13 protein-coding genes are annotated in these 14,122 nt (G+C 37.3%); 11 read left to right on the forward strand and 2 right to left on the reverse strand.

What is annotated here, in order from left to right:
• Nucleotides 1–283: 283 nt before the first annotated feature.
• The gene (locus tag GWK10_RS09430; protein WP_164031936.1) at nucleotides 284–943 is read right to left on the reverse strand and encodes a DUF4294 domain-containing protein; all 660 of its coding nucleotides are present in this window, start codon (nucleotides 941–943) and stop codon (nucleotides 284–286) included.
• A gap of 129 nt (nucleotides 944–1,072) precedes the next feature.
• On the opposite strand from GWK10_RS09430, the gene GWK10_RS09435 reads away from it, so the two are divergent.
• From GWK10_RS09435 to GWK10_RS09465, 7 genes are all read left to right on the forward strand, one after another.
• Nucleotides 1,073–2,161 (forward strand): M42 family metallopeptidase, encoded by a 1,089-nt coding sequence (locus GWK10_RS09435; RefSeq protein WP_164031938.1) that lies wholly within the window; start codon nucleotides 1,073–1,075, stop codon nucleotides 2,159–2,161.
• Between the two features lie 53 nt (nucleotides 2,162–2,214).
• Nucleotides 2,215–2,763, forward strand: coding sequence for an NUDIX hydrolase (locus GWK10_RS09440; protein ID WP_164031941.1), 549 nt, complete (start codon nucleotides 2,215–2,217; stop codon nucleotides 2,761–2,763).
• Complete coding sequence (locus tag GWK10_RS09445) at nucleotides 2,760–4,676, forward strand: DUF294 nucleotidyltransferase-like domain-containing protein (RefSeq protein ID WP_164031943.1); 1,917 nt, start codon at nucleotides 2,760–2,762, stop codon at nucleotides 4,674–4,676. Before GWK10_RS09440 ends, GWK10_RS09445 begins: the two co-directional genes overlap by 4 nt.
• Before the next feature lie 2 nt (nucleotides 4,677–4,678).
• Nucleotides 4,679–5,353: a 3'-5' exonuclease gene (locus GWK10_RS09450; protein WP_164031945.1), complete on the forward strand. Its 675-nt coding sequence runs from the start codon at nucleotides 4,679–4,681 to the stop codon at nucleotides 5,351–5,353.
• Nucleotides 5,354–5,446: 93 nt separating this feature from the next.
• Complete coding sequence (locus tag GWK10_RS09455) at nucleotides 5,447–5,935, forward strand: biotin/lipoyl-containing protein (RefSeq protein ID WP_164031948.1); 489 nt, start codon at nucleotides 5,447–5,449, stop codon at nucleotides 5,933–5,935.
• Nucleotides 5,936–5,974: 39 nt separating this feature from the next.
• On the forward strand, nucleotides 5,975–7,420 hold the full coding sequence (gene accC / locus GWK10_RS09460) for an acetyl-CoA carboxylase biotin carboxylase subunit (protein ID WP_164031950.1): 1,446 nt from the start codon (nucleotides 5,975–5,977) through the stop codon (nucleotides 7,418–7,420).
• Nucleotides 7,421–7,422: 2 nt separating this feature from the next.
• The gene (locus GWK10_RS09465) at nucleotides 7,423–8,964 is read left to right on the forward strand and encodes an acyl-CoA carboxylase subunit beta (RefSeq protein ID WP_164031951.1); all 1,542 of its coding nucleotides are present in this window, start codon (nucleotides 7,423–7,425) and stop codon (nucleotides 8,962–8,964) included.
• Nucleotides 8,965–9,052: 88 nt separating this feature from the next.
• Here GWK10_RS09465 and arfB read toward each other — a convergent pair whose 3' ends face one another.
• Nucleotides 9,053–9,475 carry an alternative ribosome rescue aminoacyl-tRNA hydrolase ArfB gene (gene arfB / locus GWK10_RS09470; RefSeq protein WP_164031953.1) on the reverse strand — a complete coding sequence of 141 codons (423 nt, stop codon included), beginning with the start codon at nucleotides 9,473–9,475 and terminating at the stop codon, nucleotides 9,053–9,055.
• A 268-nt stretch (nucleotides 9,476–9,743) separates the two neighbouring features.
• Here arfB and GWK10_RS09475 point away from each other — a divergent pair, with 268 nt between their 5' ends.
• From GWK10_RS09475 to GWK10_RS09490, 4 genes are all read left to right on the forward strand, one after another.
• Nucleotides 9,744–10,766, forward strand: a complete 1,023-nt coding sequence (locus GWK10_RS09475; RefSeq protein WP_164031955.1) for an acetamidase/formamidase family protein — start codon at nucleotides 9,744–9,746, stop codon at nucleotides 10,764–10,766.
• 52 nt (nucleotides 10,767–10,818) lie between these two features.
• A complete protein-coding gene (locus GWK10_RS09480; protein ID WP_164031957.1) occupies nucleotides 10,819–11,529 on the forward strand; it encodes a membrane or secreted protein in 711 nt (236 codons plus the stop codon).
• 44 nt (nucleotides 11,530–11,573) lie between these two features.
• On the forward strand, nucleotides 11,574–12,311 hold the full coding sequence (locus GWK10_RS09485) for a DUF6090 family protein (RefSeq protein WP_164031959.1): 738 nt from the start codon (nucleotides 11,574–11,576) through the stop codon (nucleotides 12,309–12,311).
• A gap of 168 nt (nucleotides 12,312–12,479) precedes the next feature.
• Nucleotides 12,480–14,120, forward strand: coding sequence for an AMP-binding protein (locus GWK10_RS09490; protein WP_164031960.1), 1,641 nt, complete (start codon nucleotides 12,480–12,482; stop codon nucleotides 14,118–14,120).
• The last annotated feature ends 2 nt before the right edge of the window (nucleotides 14,121–14,122 follow it).

Here is a 14,122-nt window from a genome sequence, read left to right on the forward strand (position 1 = left end):
ATATAAAACCAATTTTTAATTCACACAACAAAAAAATTAAACTTTTTTTCGACCCTAACTCCCAATAAAAAATGAACTCCCAAATCACCCCTAAACGTTCCCCGTCTAAGCGGCTGCAAATATAAAATGAGATTTCAAACTGCCAAACCTTTTTTGAATAAAAAACACTTGTAGTTATTAACAATAAATAAACAATTGCAATCTATCTATTTCGATAGTGCTACAAACAAAGGAGTTATCGTTTAAAGGGAACCTTAAATATAAAGAAAAATAATGAAAGTATTTATTCTTTTTTGTCTTCAGAAGTAGCTTTCCACTTATTTGAAAGCTCTAGGTAATCAAAATCGAGTGCGCTTTTTTGACGTTTCAAAAGATTAGCTGCGAATGCTCTTTGTAAAATATCTTCAATTAAATAGTCTTCTTGCTCCTCTTTTGGGTTGTATTCTTCCTTTAAAGAGATGTCAAATAAGCTAGCTGTGGTGTTATACCAAAACGCTTTCCAACCACTGCGCAATTCTTTTACCAAAGCAAAAGCCGTTATCCCAGTTTGACGATGCACTAGTTTAATTAAAATTTGTCCTTCTGTTCTAGTCAATTTTTTAAGCTCGGCACTAAACTCTTTTTCAATATACTTTTGAATCTTTTTGGTATACCGTTTGCGCTTTCTCCTTTTCTTGATTTTCTTTAAACTATCATTTAGTGTAGTAAGCTGTTCAGCGGCTAACTTTGCATAAGGAAACACTTTGATCGTTTTCCTCCTTAATATAAGGTAGCGAACCTTTTCATCATAGGATTTAAAGTTGAGTTTATTAAAGACATAAATTTCATCTAGATCGATCGACGGTCTAAAAATAGAATCACCTTCTACTTTTATATAATCTTTCGGAATAGAATCTTGCTTGACTGGTTCTTGGGCATACCCCAAAAAACTAAAAAGCATCATTAATATATATATGTGTTTCTTCACAATAATTAAGCACCTAAAATCATACCAAAAATACTAATTACTACAACTCTATTATCTACCTTATTATTACTATTATTCTTATTTTCGTGTTAAATACAATATAGCATGGCGAAGAAATCAATTTTGAATAAGAAATCACTTAACTTTTTAGAAAAGTACCTTAATAATGCCGCCCCCACAGGTTATGAGTGGGAAGGTCAAAAAATATGGATGGATTACCTGAAGCCATACGTAGATGAGTTTTTTACCGATACCTATGGTACAGCTGTAGCAGTAATAAATCCGAAAGCAAAATACAAAGTAGTAATAGAGGGCCATGCCGACGAGATTAGCTGGTATGTAAACTACATATCTGACAACGGACTTTTATATGTTGTTCGAAATGGTGGTAGCGATCATCAAATCGCTCCTAGCAAAATAGTAAACATTCACACTAAAAAAGGAATTGTAAAAGGTGTATTCGGTTGGCCTGCAATTCATACAAGAAATCGTGCAAAGGAAGAAGCTCCTAAACCGGATAATATTTTTATTGATGTAGGAGCGAAAGACAAGGAAGAAGTTGAAAAAATGGGAATTCATGTAGGTTGTGTTATTACCTATCCAGATGAATTTCATATTCTGAATAAAGATAAATTTGTTTGCAGAGCATTAGATAACCGCGCAGGCGGGTTTATGATTGCCGAAGTAGCGAGGTTATTACATGAGAATAAAGTTGAATTACCTTTTGGTTTATATGTGGTGAATGCCGTACAAGAGGAAATAGGGCTTCGTGGTGCTCAGATGATTGCTGAGCGTATTCAACCCAATGCGGCAATCGTTACCGATGTAACTCATGATACCACTACGCCGATGATCAATAAAAAAGTACAGGGAGATTGTGCTATTGGTAAAGGACCTGTTATTGCCTATGCACCTGCCGTACAACAAAAACTTCGAGACCTAATTACAGACACAGCTGAAGAAAAGAAAATACCAATTCAACGAAATGCTTTATCGCGAAGCACAGGAACAGATACTGATGCTTTTGCCTATAGTAACGATGGTGTTGCTTCAGCATTAATTTCATTACCACTTCGATATATGCACACCACTGTGGAAACGGTTCATAAGGATGATGTTGAAAATGTAATTAAACTTATTTACGAGACACTTTTAAAAATGAAAGGCAACGAGACCTTTAGTTATTTTAAATAGTTGAAATACCAAATCCCCTGCGAAAAGACAGGGGATTTTTTATTCTATGTTACATGGCAGATGAACTAATCGATATCGTTGATAAAAATGGGAATCCTACTGGAGTTCAACATATGAAGTCCTATGCTCATAAAAAAGGGTTACGACATGCCAGCGTTCATATTTGGCTCATTAATCACAACAATGAAATACTTTTTCAACGGCGCGCTCTTGATAAAGACACTTTTCCTGGTCTTTGGGATGTATCAGCGGCCGGGCATATCGGGGCCGATGAGAATCCGAAAATAGCAGCGTTGCGCGAAGTGAATGAGGAAATTGGAGTTCAATTAAGTCCAAAAGATTTAATTAGTATTGGTAAGTGGCATGAAAGGCATGCCCATCCAAATAATATTATCGATGATGAGATACATATTATATATATCGTAAAAATTGCGATGGATCTCGAAGATGTTCAATTGCAGGATGAAGAAGTTATGGCAGCTAGATTAATGCCTCTCGAAACTTTCAAGAGTAAATTAATCAGTAATGAAATAGAAGAATTTGTACCCCATGATTTAGATTATTACCACTTTATTATTGATGCCCTAACCAAAACATTTTGAAAAACACTATTGCAGAACGTATTGCGGATTTTCTAAAAAAATTCCCTCCTTTTAATCTACTTGAAAAAGATGACTTAAAGGCCATTTCTGAAAACGTCAAAGTTCACTACTTAGATAAAGGACGGCATTGCTTCACAGAGAATGATGAGCGACATGATCAATTTTACTTTGTTAAAGATGGTGCTGTCGGCTTGTACAAAAATGATGGTGATGAAGAATCGCTAGTTGACATTTGTGATGAAGGTGATATATTCGGTTTGCGTCCGCTAATCACTCAGGAAAACTATCAAATGAGTGCTCTAGCGAACGAGGAGTCGGTTCTATATGGAATCCCGATACAGAACTTTACGGCAATTGCAGAAAATGAAAAGAAGATAAGCAACTACCTAATCGCAAGTTTTGCGAGCAATACCAGAAATCCTGTCGAGCTTGAAAAAGGAGGTAAACTTTTTACTGAATATAAAGTAGAACGCAATCCTGATCTTTTCGAACTTCAGACTGCAACATATATCAGTAACCCAATTTGCTGTTCGCCAGAAACACCAGTAAAAGATGCTGCTTTAAAAATGCGAAACCAGAAAATTGGGAGTATTATAGTTGTAAATGATCAACAAGTCCCTTTAGGTGTTATTACAAACTCAGATATTCGAAACAAGATAGCCACAGGTGATTTTAGTATCAATACGCAAGCATCCTTTATTATGTCGAGTCCTGTAATTACACAACCATCCGGAATTACAATTGCTCAAGCACAAATGATTATGGTGCGCCATAATATTCGTCATATATGCATAACTGAAGACGGTACCGCCAATACCAAACTTATTGGAATGCTATCGGAACATGACATTATGCTTTCAAAAGCCAATAATCCATCAGTACTTATAAAAGGAATAAAACGGGCTAAGTCGATTAAGACACTTCGAGAGATCAGACTTAAAATAGGCGTGCTTTTAAAGGCCTATATCGATCAAAATATTCCATTATCACATGTTCTAAAGATTGTTAGCGAACTAAATAGTCTTATTCTCGATCGCGCCATTGAGCTATCGGTTGCCGAAATGCCAACTTCACCTCCTGTAAAATTTGCTTGGATAGCATTAGGTAGCCAAGGAAGAAAAGAACAATTACTTCCTACCGATCAAGACAATGCTTTAGTATTTCAGAATGTTGCCGATTCAAATTATGAAGAAACAAAGTCTTATTTTTTAGAACTAGCAGGAATCATTACCAAACATTTACACACCATTGGTTTTGAGTACTGCAAAGCCGATATGATGGGCAGTAATCCCAAATGGTGCAACTCATTGTCGATCTGGAAAGAGCAGTTTTCTAACTGGATCGCAAAGCCAAGTCAAGAAACCATTTTATTATCTTCTATATTCTTTGATTTTGATTTGGTTTATGGCGATGCACAATTGGTAGATGAACTGTCTAAATCAATTTTCAAATCGCTGGAAAAGGGTGATCTATTTTATTCTTTAATGGGCAGAGATGCACTTAAAAGCCCTTCTCCTCTAGGGTTTTTTAGGCAGTTTTTGGTAGAGCATGACGGAAAGAATAAAGATACATTCGACATCAAATCACGGGCAATGATGCCGCTTATAGATGCAGCTCGCCTACTAACATTATCACAACATGTTAAAAACATAAATAATACTGCCTTGCGCTTTGAAAATTTGGCCGTTTTGGAACCACAAAACGCGGAGCTCTATAAGTCATGTGCGTATGCATTTAAAGCACTTTTAAAGTTTAGAACCAAACAGGGCATTCTCAATAATGACTCAGGAAGGTATATACAGTTGGGTAAGCTTAGCAAAGAAGATCGTTTAAAACTCAAACGCTGTTTTAAACCTATAAAGGATATACAAGAACTGCTTAAAGTTCGCTTTCAGCTAACTCACTTCTTATAGGTATGGAATGGCCTTGGAATAAATCGAATAAAAACGAATTGCCCCAATTTTGGAAGGAGTATCTAGCTACTTTTAAAGAGAGCAAAGATCCGCTTTTAAGCCGGACGAGAATTGTGGTTTATGATACAGAAACAACAGGATTTGACATAAAAAATGATCGCATATTAAGTATTGGCGCTATCGCAATTACGAGTGGTGTTATTGATCTTTCTGATAGTTTTGAAATCTATATTGAACAAGAAATTTTTAACGAAGAGACGGTTAAAATTCATGGCATTTTAAAAGAAGGTAATTATCAAAAGGTTGCTGAGGAAGAAGCCATTGAACGCTTTATTCGCTATCTGGGAAATGCCCCTTTAATTGCCCACCATGCCGTTTTCGATCAACGTATGATAAATCAGGCACTAAATAGAATGGGCTTGGAAAAATTAAAAAATGTCATTTACGATACCGGCCTTCTGTATAAAAAAACGAAACACTTTATTAGCGAAAGTATTCCCGAACAATCATATACACTGGACGCCATTGCGAAAGAGCTCAATATTTCTATGGAGGACAGACACACTGCCGCGGGTGACGCATTTATTACAGCTTTGGTGTTTCTAAAAACGGTCACGAAACTTGACCCTGACAAAAAACTCACTGTAAAGCGCTTAAATAGGTCCTCTTTATTTTAATTTTTCGTGTTAAGTGATTGGTATTATTATCCGATTTAAGTTGGACTTTTTCTTCCTATTTTTGACAAACACAATTTTTACAGCGACCACATTATGGCTTCAGATTTGTTTCAACTTCACATCAACAATAAACAATCAATCGACCTCAATACATCTGACATTAAAGAGCTTAACCTAATTAAAACAGCAGAAAACACCTATCATCTAATTGATGGAGATGCTTCCTATACAATCGAAGTAGTCGCTAGTGATTATAATTCAAGATCATATACTTTAAAGATTAACGGTCAATTACAAGAAGTTTCTATTAAAAACAGCCTTGATTTATTGATCGATAAAATGGGATTGACCGCAAGTACTACCAAAGACGTTAATGTTGTAAATGCTCCTATGCCAGGTCAAATTATTTCTGTTGAAATAAAAGAAGGACAAGAAGTGGATGAGAATGACCCCATACTGATTTTAGAAGCTATGAAAATGGAAAATGTAATGCTTGCACCCAAGAGTGGCGTTATAAAAAACATTCATGTCGATACTGCTCAAGTAGTAGAAAAAGGACAGTTATTAGTAGAATTTGAATAAATGATCATCATTTAATCCTTTTACAAAAGAATAATCTAAATGAGAAAAATATTAGTAGCCAATCGCGGAGAAATTGCCATACGAGTAATGAAAACGGCTAAGAAAATGGGAATTAAAACCGTCGCAGTATTCTCTGAAGTTGATAGGCATGCGCCACACGTTCGCTATGCTGACGAAGCTGTTTGCATTGGCGAAGCGGCATCAGCCAAATCATATCTACGAGGTGATGTCATCATTGATGTTGCTAAAAAATTGCAGGTAGACGGTATTCATCCTGGTTACGGCTTTTTAAGTGAAAATGCCGATTTCGCCGAGGCCGTTACCAAAGCTGGGATCAAGTTTATCGGACCAAAGCCTGAGGCTATTCGGGTTATGGGTGATAAGTTATCAGCAAAAGATGCTGTTAAAAAATACGACATCCCAATGGTGCCTGGTGTTGATACTGCGATTACTGATATTGAAGAAGCCAAGAAAATAGCGCAAGAAGTGGGCTTTCCTATTTTAATAAAAGCATCTGCCGGTGGTGGTGGAAAAGGAATGCGTATTGTAGAAGACGTGAATGAGTTTGAATCACAAATGGATCGAGCCGTTAGTGAGGCTGTTTCCGCATTTGGTGATGGTGCTGTATTTATTGAAAAGTTCGTTACCAAACCTCGACATATAGAAATACAGGTACTCGCTGATGAACATGGTAATGTAGTACATCTTTTTGAAAGGGAATGCAGCATACAACGTCGTCATCAAAAAGTAGTTGAAGAAGCGCCTAGTGCTGTACTAACTCCCCAATTAAGAAATGCAATGGGAGAAGCCGCAGTACGAGTGGCACAAGCCTGTGATTATGTCGGTGCTGGTACTGTTGAATTTTTACTAGACAGTGATCTAAATTTCTATTTCTTAGAAATGAATACTCGACTTCAGGTGGAGCACCCTGTTACTGAAATTATTGCTGGACTGGACTTAGTAGAGCAGCAAATTAAAGTAGCAAGAGGAGAAAAACTAGCTTTTGCACAATCCGATCTTTCCATTCAAGGGCATGCCTTAGAACTTCGTGTATATGCTGAAGACCCCTATGATAATTTCGCACCGAGTATCGGAACATTGTCTACTTATAAAACACCTAAAGGAGAAGGAATTCGCCTTGATGATGGATTTGAAGAGGGGCAAGAAATCCCGATTTATTACGACCCTATGATCTCCAAACTCATCACCTATGGTGAAACTCGGGATGAAGCCATTCAACTTATGATTCATGCCATTGATAACTATCATATAAAAGGCATTGAGACCACCCTACCTTTTGGGCGTTTTGTGTGCAAGCATGAGGCTTTTGTATCTGGAGATTTTGATACCAATTTCGTCAAGAAGTACTATTCTAAAGACGATATAGAACAAGATGAAAAAGCGGCTGCTACGATCGCGGCAAAAGCTGCATTAAAGATATTTTTAGAAGACAAAAAACAACTTCGTTTACCCATTCAATCATAACTATGAAGGATAAATTATCAATATTAAACGATAAAATAGCCAAGGCAAAAGTAGGCGGTGGCGAAGCACGTATTGAAAAACAACACGCAAAAAACAAGCTAACAGCAAGAGAACGAATAGACTATTTATTAGATGAAGATTCGTTTGAAGAGATTGGCATGTTTGTAACTCACCGTACCACTGATTTTGGTATGGCAAACCAACAGTTTTATGGCGATGGTGTAGTAACAGGATACGGAACTATCAATAAACGATTAGTCTACATTTTTGCTCAGGATTTCACTGTCTTTGGCGGTGCTTTATCCGAAACACATGCGGAGAAAATCTGCAAGATCATGGATATGGCAATGCAAGTAGGTGCTCCCTTTATCGGGCTTAATGATTCGGGTGGTGCACGTATTCAAGAAGGTGTAAGATCGTTAGGCGGCTATGCCGATATTTTTTACCGCAATGTAAAAGCCTCTGGAGTTATCCCGCAAATATCAGCGATAATGGGACCTTGTGCAGGTGGTGCAGTATATTCCCCGGCGATGACGGACTTTACAATGATGGTAGAAAACACCAGTTATATGTTTGTAACAGGACCCAATGTTGTGAAAACCGTAACTAATGAGGAAGTAACTAGTGAAGAACTTGGTGGTGCCCATACCCACGCAACCAAAAGTGGTGTTACCCATCTAACCAGTGCAAATGATGTAGCTTGTTTAGAGGATTTGAAAAAACTAATTAGCTATGTCCCACAAAGCAATCAGGAAAAGCCAATAGATCTCCCCTATCAATTAGGTGATGAAATACGTAATGAACTAACGAGTATTGTACCCGATAATCCTAATAAACCTTATGATATGCATGCGGTTATTAATGGGATTACCGATGAAGATTCATTCTTCGAAATTCATAAAGAGTACGCCGACAATATTATCGTAGGCTTTGCGCGCTTAGCAGGAAAAAGTGTTGGTGTGGTTGCCAATCAACCGATGAGTTTGGCAGGAGTTTTAGATGTCGACAGTAGTAAAAAAGCCGCTCGATTTACTCGTTTTTGTGACTGTTTCAACATTCCATTACTAGTATTAGTAGATGTACCAGGGTTCTTACCGGGAACGGATCAAGAGTGGAACGGTATTATCACAAACGGGGCAAAGCTACTTTATGCTTTAAGCGAAGCTACAGTACCTAAAGTAACGGTCATTACAAGAAAAGCCTATGGTGGTGCTTATGATGTGATGAATAGTAAGCATATTGGTGCCGACTTTAATTTTGCTTGGCCAGGTGCAGAAATTGCGGTAATGGGCGCAAAAGGTGCCAGTGAGATTATCTTTAAAAGAGAAATTCAAGCAGCTGACGATCCTGTTGCCAAGTTAGCTGAAAAGGAAAAGGAATATGCAGATAAATTCGCCAATCCTTATCGCGCTGCTGCGAGAGGGTTTATTGATGAAGTCATTCTACCTGAAAATACGCGAAGAAAACTGATCAAGGCTTTTGCAACACTTGAAAATAAGGAGTTAGAAATGCCTTATAAGAAGCATGGGAATATTCCACTTTAAATTCAGTATTCAGTTGGCAGTCGCAGTATGCAGTTTTTTCATTTAGTGAGCTGCAGTTTGGAATTTGATGCTTGGGATTTGGAATTTGTTAATCAATATCTGGTTTCCGGCGATTCGCTTTCTTAGCAGATTGCTTCTTCTTGGTGTCTAACCGCTTTTGCTTAACTGCTCTAGAAGGGCGAGTTGCTTTTCGTTCTTTCTCTGGGATTAAGGCTTCTTCAATAAGTGCGAAAAATCGAGACGTTGCTAGTTGTTTATTGTTTACCTGACTCCTACTTTCTGAGCAGTTTAATTGTAAAACTCCTCTTGAATTTAATCGACTGGCAAGTCTTGTGCGAAGCAATTCTTTTTGTTCATCATCAAACACTACGGAATTCTTAAGATTCCAACTCAATAATATCTTCGTACTCGTTTTATTCACATGCTGTCCACCCGGACCGCTGGCCTTAACTGCTTTATACTCGAGTTCAGTTAGTAGTTTGTATTGATTAAAAATGAGATCTAACGGCATAGTTGTTTATAGAATCACTAAAGTACTATAATACTGTGCTTTATATAAAGTCGGTTTAGAGATTTTATCATTTTTTATTTAACAGTCTGAAAATCAATGTCAAAACTGACATACAACCATATAATTGTAACAATTCGAGAATTTAAACTACTAATTATCATATATTTAAAGGTGCTTTTCCCTCCTAGCATACTAACTAATCAAACCAATATTTAAACTCTTCCGCCATATTCGTAGCTTCAAGACCACCATCCAAAACCCTTTAAAAATGAAAAACACTGTATTCGTCCTTATTTTGGCAATTGCCATCTCTCTTGGTTCATGCACCTCTAAAAAAGAATCTCCCAAAAATCCTCCAATAGTTGAGGAAAGCACTCCCTTAAAAATTGACCATACATTAACAACAGAAAATACCCATAACAAATTCAGCAGCACCATTAAACCAGTAATTACGGTAGCGTCGGGAGCAGTTATTGAAGCATATACCAAAGAAGCCAGCGACGGACAGGTTTCTCCAAATTCTACCATCAGCGCATTAGATTCCTTAGATTTCGAACCCATACATCCATTAACCGGACCCGTCTATGTCGAAAATGCACAACCAGGTGATGTTCTTAAAGTGACTCTTCATAAAATAACATTAGGCGATTGGGGATGGAATGCTATTTTACCAGGCTTTGGTTTTCTATCGGAGACCTTGAACGTAAAATATTTGAAGCTTTATGAATTAGGTGAAAATCGTCGTACTGTGACCTTTAAAGATGGAATGGAACTTGAGCTAAACCCCTTTCCAGGTGTTATGGGCGTGGCACCTGATACTACGGAGCTACTGAATACCATACCGCCGCGGGCCAATGGTGGCAATATGGACGACCCTAATATGAGCGAAGGCACCGTACTCTATTTTCCTGTTTTTGTAGAAGGTGGATTATTCTCTATTGGTGATGGACATGCGGTACAAGGTTTAGGCGAAGTATGTGGTACCGCTATAGAATGCCCGTTGCGCATCGTATATGAGATAGAACTCATTAAAGGCAAAACGCTTTCCGAGCCGCAATATGAAACAGCCGAATACTATGCCACAACCGGTTTTGCTCCCACAATAGACGAAGCGGCAAAAAAAGCCACCCTTTTTATGATAAATTACCTAAAAAATGAGCATGGTCTCACCACCGAGGAAGCTTATGCATTATGTTCCCTTGCAGGAGATCTTCAGATTGCAGAAGTAGTCGATTTGCCCAATATGTTAGTTACCATGCATATGCCAAAATCAGTATTGAAAGCGAATTAGAAGTAATATGATAAATTTTTTCTACTATATTCATAACACTAAACTATTAGCAATGAAAAATTTAATCTTTTTGACTTTAACGTTACTAATGACTTTTAGTATCAATGCGCAAGGTTTTATAGGCGCATGGGAAGGCACTCATACTACAGATTCGGGGCAAGAAATCAAAACAGTTGTTATTTTTTCAAGTAAATATCAGGTAACGACTCAGTACGATGCTAAAACCGGTGAATTTGTAATGACCAATGGTGGTACTTGGGAGCTAGCCGGAGACACGATGACCGAAACTATCGAATTTGACACTAAAAACCCTGAACGTGTCGGAACAGAAGTCAGTTTTAAAGTATTCATCAAAGATTCTATAATGGGGATCGTGGGTAGTGAACAAAAATTGAAAAGAATTGATGACGGTAGTCCTGGAAAATTACAAGGTGCTTGGTTAATGTCTGGTCGAATTCGAAATGGTAAAACGCAACAGCGAGATACGAACAGGCCAAGGAAAACCATGAAGATATTATCTGGTAGTCGTTTTCAATGGATAGCGTACAATACAGAAACCAAACAGTTTATGGCCACTTGTGGCGGTTCCTACACTACAGTAGATGGTAAATACACCGAAAACCTAGAATTCTTTTCTAGGGATAATGCTAAAGTCGGTTTGCAACTTCAGTTCGATTATAAGTTGGTCGATGGTAAATGGCATCATTCAGGCTTGTCAAGTAAAGGTGATCCTATTTACGAAATATGGAGTCAACGAGAGTAACAAAACTAAATATAAGGTTCACTTAAGAAAGTAAATTGAAGGCTATGGTCAAAATTTTTAGGCGGATTAGACAACAACTACTTTCTGAAGGAAAAGCAAGTAGATATTTCCTTTATGCCATTGGCGAAATTGTACTAGTAGTTATTGGTATTCTTATTGCGTTACAGATCAATAATTACAGTCAGCTTCAAAAGGAGCGAAATCTTGAACGTTCGTTACTTAACAGTTTGTCAAGCGATGTCAATTTAGATGTTTTACAAATTGAGGGCAACACGCGACAATCAAATGAAAGGTTATCTAGACTAGATAGTTTGATTCAAACTCTTGGAGCTGCACAGGAAATTAATATTACCGATTTTATTAGAAGTAGCTATGACTTCGTTATTGATAACTATTTTAAATGTAACAGTGGTGTTTTTGACGAAGCGGTCTCCTCTGGCAAAATGAGTTATATACAAAACGAAAAGCTACGTCAAAACATCTTCGATTATTATCGTACTGCAAAAGACAGCTACACAGACGGTACCACAAGACAAATTACTGATGAAGTCATTACACCACTCATGGTGGAATCCCTATTCCTAAATCGAGAAGGGTTTTCTATTCTTGCAATGGATGTTCAACATATTTCCTCCTTAAATGAGCTAAATCTAGAAAGCTTAAAAGAAAATAAAGATTTCTGGAAAATGGTGATGCTCAAGTTTGGAGGTAATCAAGAACAAATGATTCGTTGGGGAGTAATGAAAAAACAAGATCGATCAAGAGTTAGAAAAGCTAAATAGAGATTAATTTTTTTGGTCGCATTCGCCAAAACCTAATTATAAAAACCAGTATAACAAACAGGTAGAGAAGCCATCAGTTCCCTTGACAAAGTGATTTCTCCTCCAATTAACGCTTTAATTTGTTTATATAAAATAGCTTATATTTAAAATAGTACATACCAACAAAACATGACGAAGTTCAATTCTATTCTAGATGCATTCACGCACTGGGAAACAACAACGGCTGACGCTATTTTTTTAAATCAACCAGTAAACGGAAAGAACGTACCCTATTCGTTTTACAAAGCTGGACAGGAAGCAAGAAAAATAGCAGCCAGACTTCAATCTTACAATCTACCCGAAAAAAGCCATATTGCTCTTTTATCCAAAAACTGTGCGCATTGGATGATTAGTGACATCGCCATTATGATGGCAGGCTACGTTTCTGTACCTATTTATCCAACACTAAATGCCGAGTCCGTAAATCAGATTTTAGTACACAGTGATGCACGTGCCATTATCATTGGTAAGTTAGATAATTATGAAGCCCAGCGCTCTGGTATTCCTGATATACACAAAATAAGTATAGAGCTCTATAACAATAACGAGGGTGAAAGTTGGGAGCAAATAGTTGATACTACAGCGCCTCTTATTAAAACAAACGAGGCAAAAAAAGACGATTTACTAACCATAATATACACCTCTGGTACCACTGGAACTCCAAAAGGCGTAATGCATAGCGTAGGAAATTTTATTGAAAGTGTCACAACGCTAGCTGACTTTTTTAATATTCCTAAACAAGCAAAACAATTTTCATACTTACCATCCGCACATATTGCCGAACGTATTGGTGGCCTGGTAGGAGTCATAAATGGTGCTAATATATTTTTCCCTGAAAGCCTAGAAACTTTTGCTTCGGATTTAGCAAAAACACAACCAGATACTTTTGGCTCCGTTCCGAGGATACTTGATAAATTTCAAGAGAAAATACTGGAAAAAATTCCACAAAAAAAGTTGAGCAGGCTTCTAAAAATTCCGGTGATAAATACTATTGTAAAAAACAAGCTGAAGGAAAAACTTGGTCTCAAAAATGCAAAAACAATTATTTGTGGAGCCGCTCCCGTTGCAGCTAGCACAATTAAATGGTATAAAAAAATTGGTCTAGATATTTTGCAGATGTACGGCATGACCGAAGATTGTATTGTATCGCACGCCAACCTACATCACGCTAATAAAATTGGTAGTGCAGGAAAAGCGCTTCCCGGAGTAACAAGAAAATTATCTGCAGAAGGCGAGATACTTATAAAAAATAACTGTTTAATGAAGGGCTATTATAAATCTCCTGAACTCACTGCGGAAGTCTTTACAGAGGATGGATTTATCAGAACAGGGGATATTGGAGAGTTTGATCATGACGGGTTTTTAAACATCACCGGAAGGGCAAAAGACAAATTTAAAACAGATAAAGGTAAATACATTTCACCTGCGACTATTGAAAAATTGCTTACTGGAAACCCTAATGTCGAAATGCGTTGTGTTGTAGGTACAGGTATCCCACAGCCTATTTTACTAGTTACATTATCTGAGACTGGTAGGAAACAAGATAGAGTTGGGTTGTCAAAGAGCCTTTTGGATGACATTAGTAGTGTGAATCCAATACTGGAAAAGCATGAAAGAATACAAAAAATCATTGTTATGAAAGAGGATTGGACGGTAGACAACGGATTGGTCACTCCCTCGCTTAAAATTAAACGTAATGCAATAGAAAAAATACACGAACCTTATTATAAACAGTGGTTTGAAAAAGAAGAAGCGGTACTATTTGAGTAAAC

Origin of the sequence: Spongiivirga citrea, from assembly GCF_010671565.1 — a bacterium.
Lineage (GTDB): Bacteria > Bacteroidota > Bacteroidia > Flavobacteriales > Flavobacteriaceae > Spongiivirga > Spongiivirga citrea.

What these genes read in the sequence shown, in the direction of transcription:
- GWK10_RS09430 (WP_164031936.1), bottom strand. Translation starts at nt 943, where the DNA reads ATGATGCTTTTTAGTTTTTTGGGGTATGCCCAAGAACCAGTCAAGCAA.
- GWK10_RS09435 (WP_164031938.1), top strand. Translation starts at nt 1,073, where the DNA reads ATGGCGAAGAAATCAATTTTGAATAAGAAATCACTTAACTTTTTAGAA.
- GWK10_RS09440 (WP_164031941.1), top strand. Translation starts at nt 2,215, where the DNA reads ATGGCAGATGAACTAATCGATATCGTTGATAAAAATGGGAATCCTACT.
- GWK10_RS09450 (WP_164031945.1), top strand. Translation starts at nt 4,679, where the DNA reads ATGGAATGGCCTTGGAATAAATCGAATAAAAACGAATTGCCCCAATTT.
- GWK10_RS09455 (WP_164031948.1), top strand. Translation starts at nt 5,447, where the DNA reads ATGGCTTCAGATTTGTTTCAACTTCACATCAACAATAAACAATCAATC.
- accC (WP_164031950.1), top strand. Translation starts at nt 5,975, where the DNA reads ATGAGAAAAATATTAGTAGCCAATCGCGGAGAAATTGCCATACGAGTA.
- GWK10_RS09465 (WP_164031951.1), top strand. Translation starts at nt 7,423, where the DNA reads ATGAAGGATAAATTATCAATATTAAACGATAAAATAGCCAAGGCAAAA.
- arfB (WP_164031953.1), bottom strand. Translation starts at nt 9,475, where the DNA reads ATGCCGTTAGATCTCATTTTTAATCAATACAAACTACTAACTGAACTC.
- GWK10_RS09475 (WP_164031955.1), top strand. Translation starts at nt 9,744, where the DNA reads ATGAAAAACACTGTATTCGTCCTTATTTTGGCAATTGCCATCTCTCTT.
- GWK10_RS09480 (WP_164031957.1), top strand. Translation starts at nt 10,819, where the DNA reads ATGAAAAATTTAATCTTTTTGACTTTAACGTTACTAATGACTTTTAGT.
- GWK10_RS09485 (WP_164031959.1), top strand. Translation starts at nt 11,574, where the DNA reads ATGGTCAAAATTTTTAGGCGGATTAGACAACAACTACTTTCTGAAGGA.
- GWK10_RS09490 (WP_164031960.1), top strand. Translation starts at nt 12,480, where the DNA reads ATGACGAAGTTCAATTCTATTCTAGATGCATTCACGCACTGGGAAACA.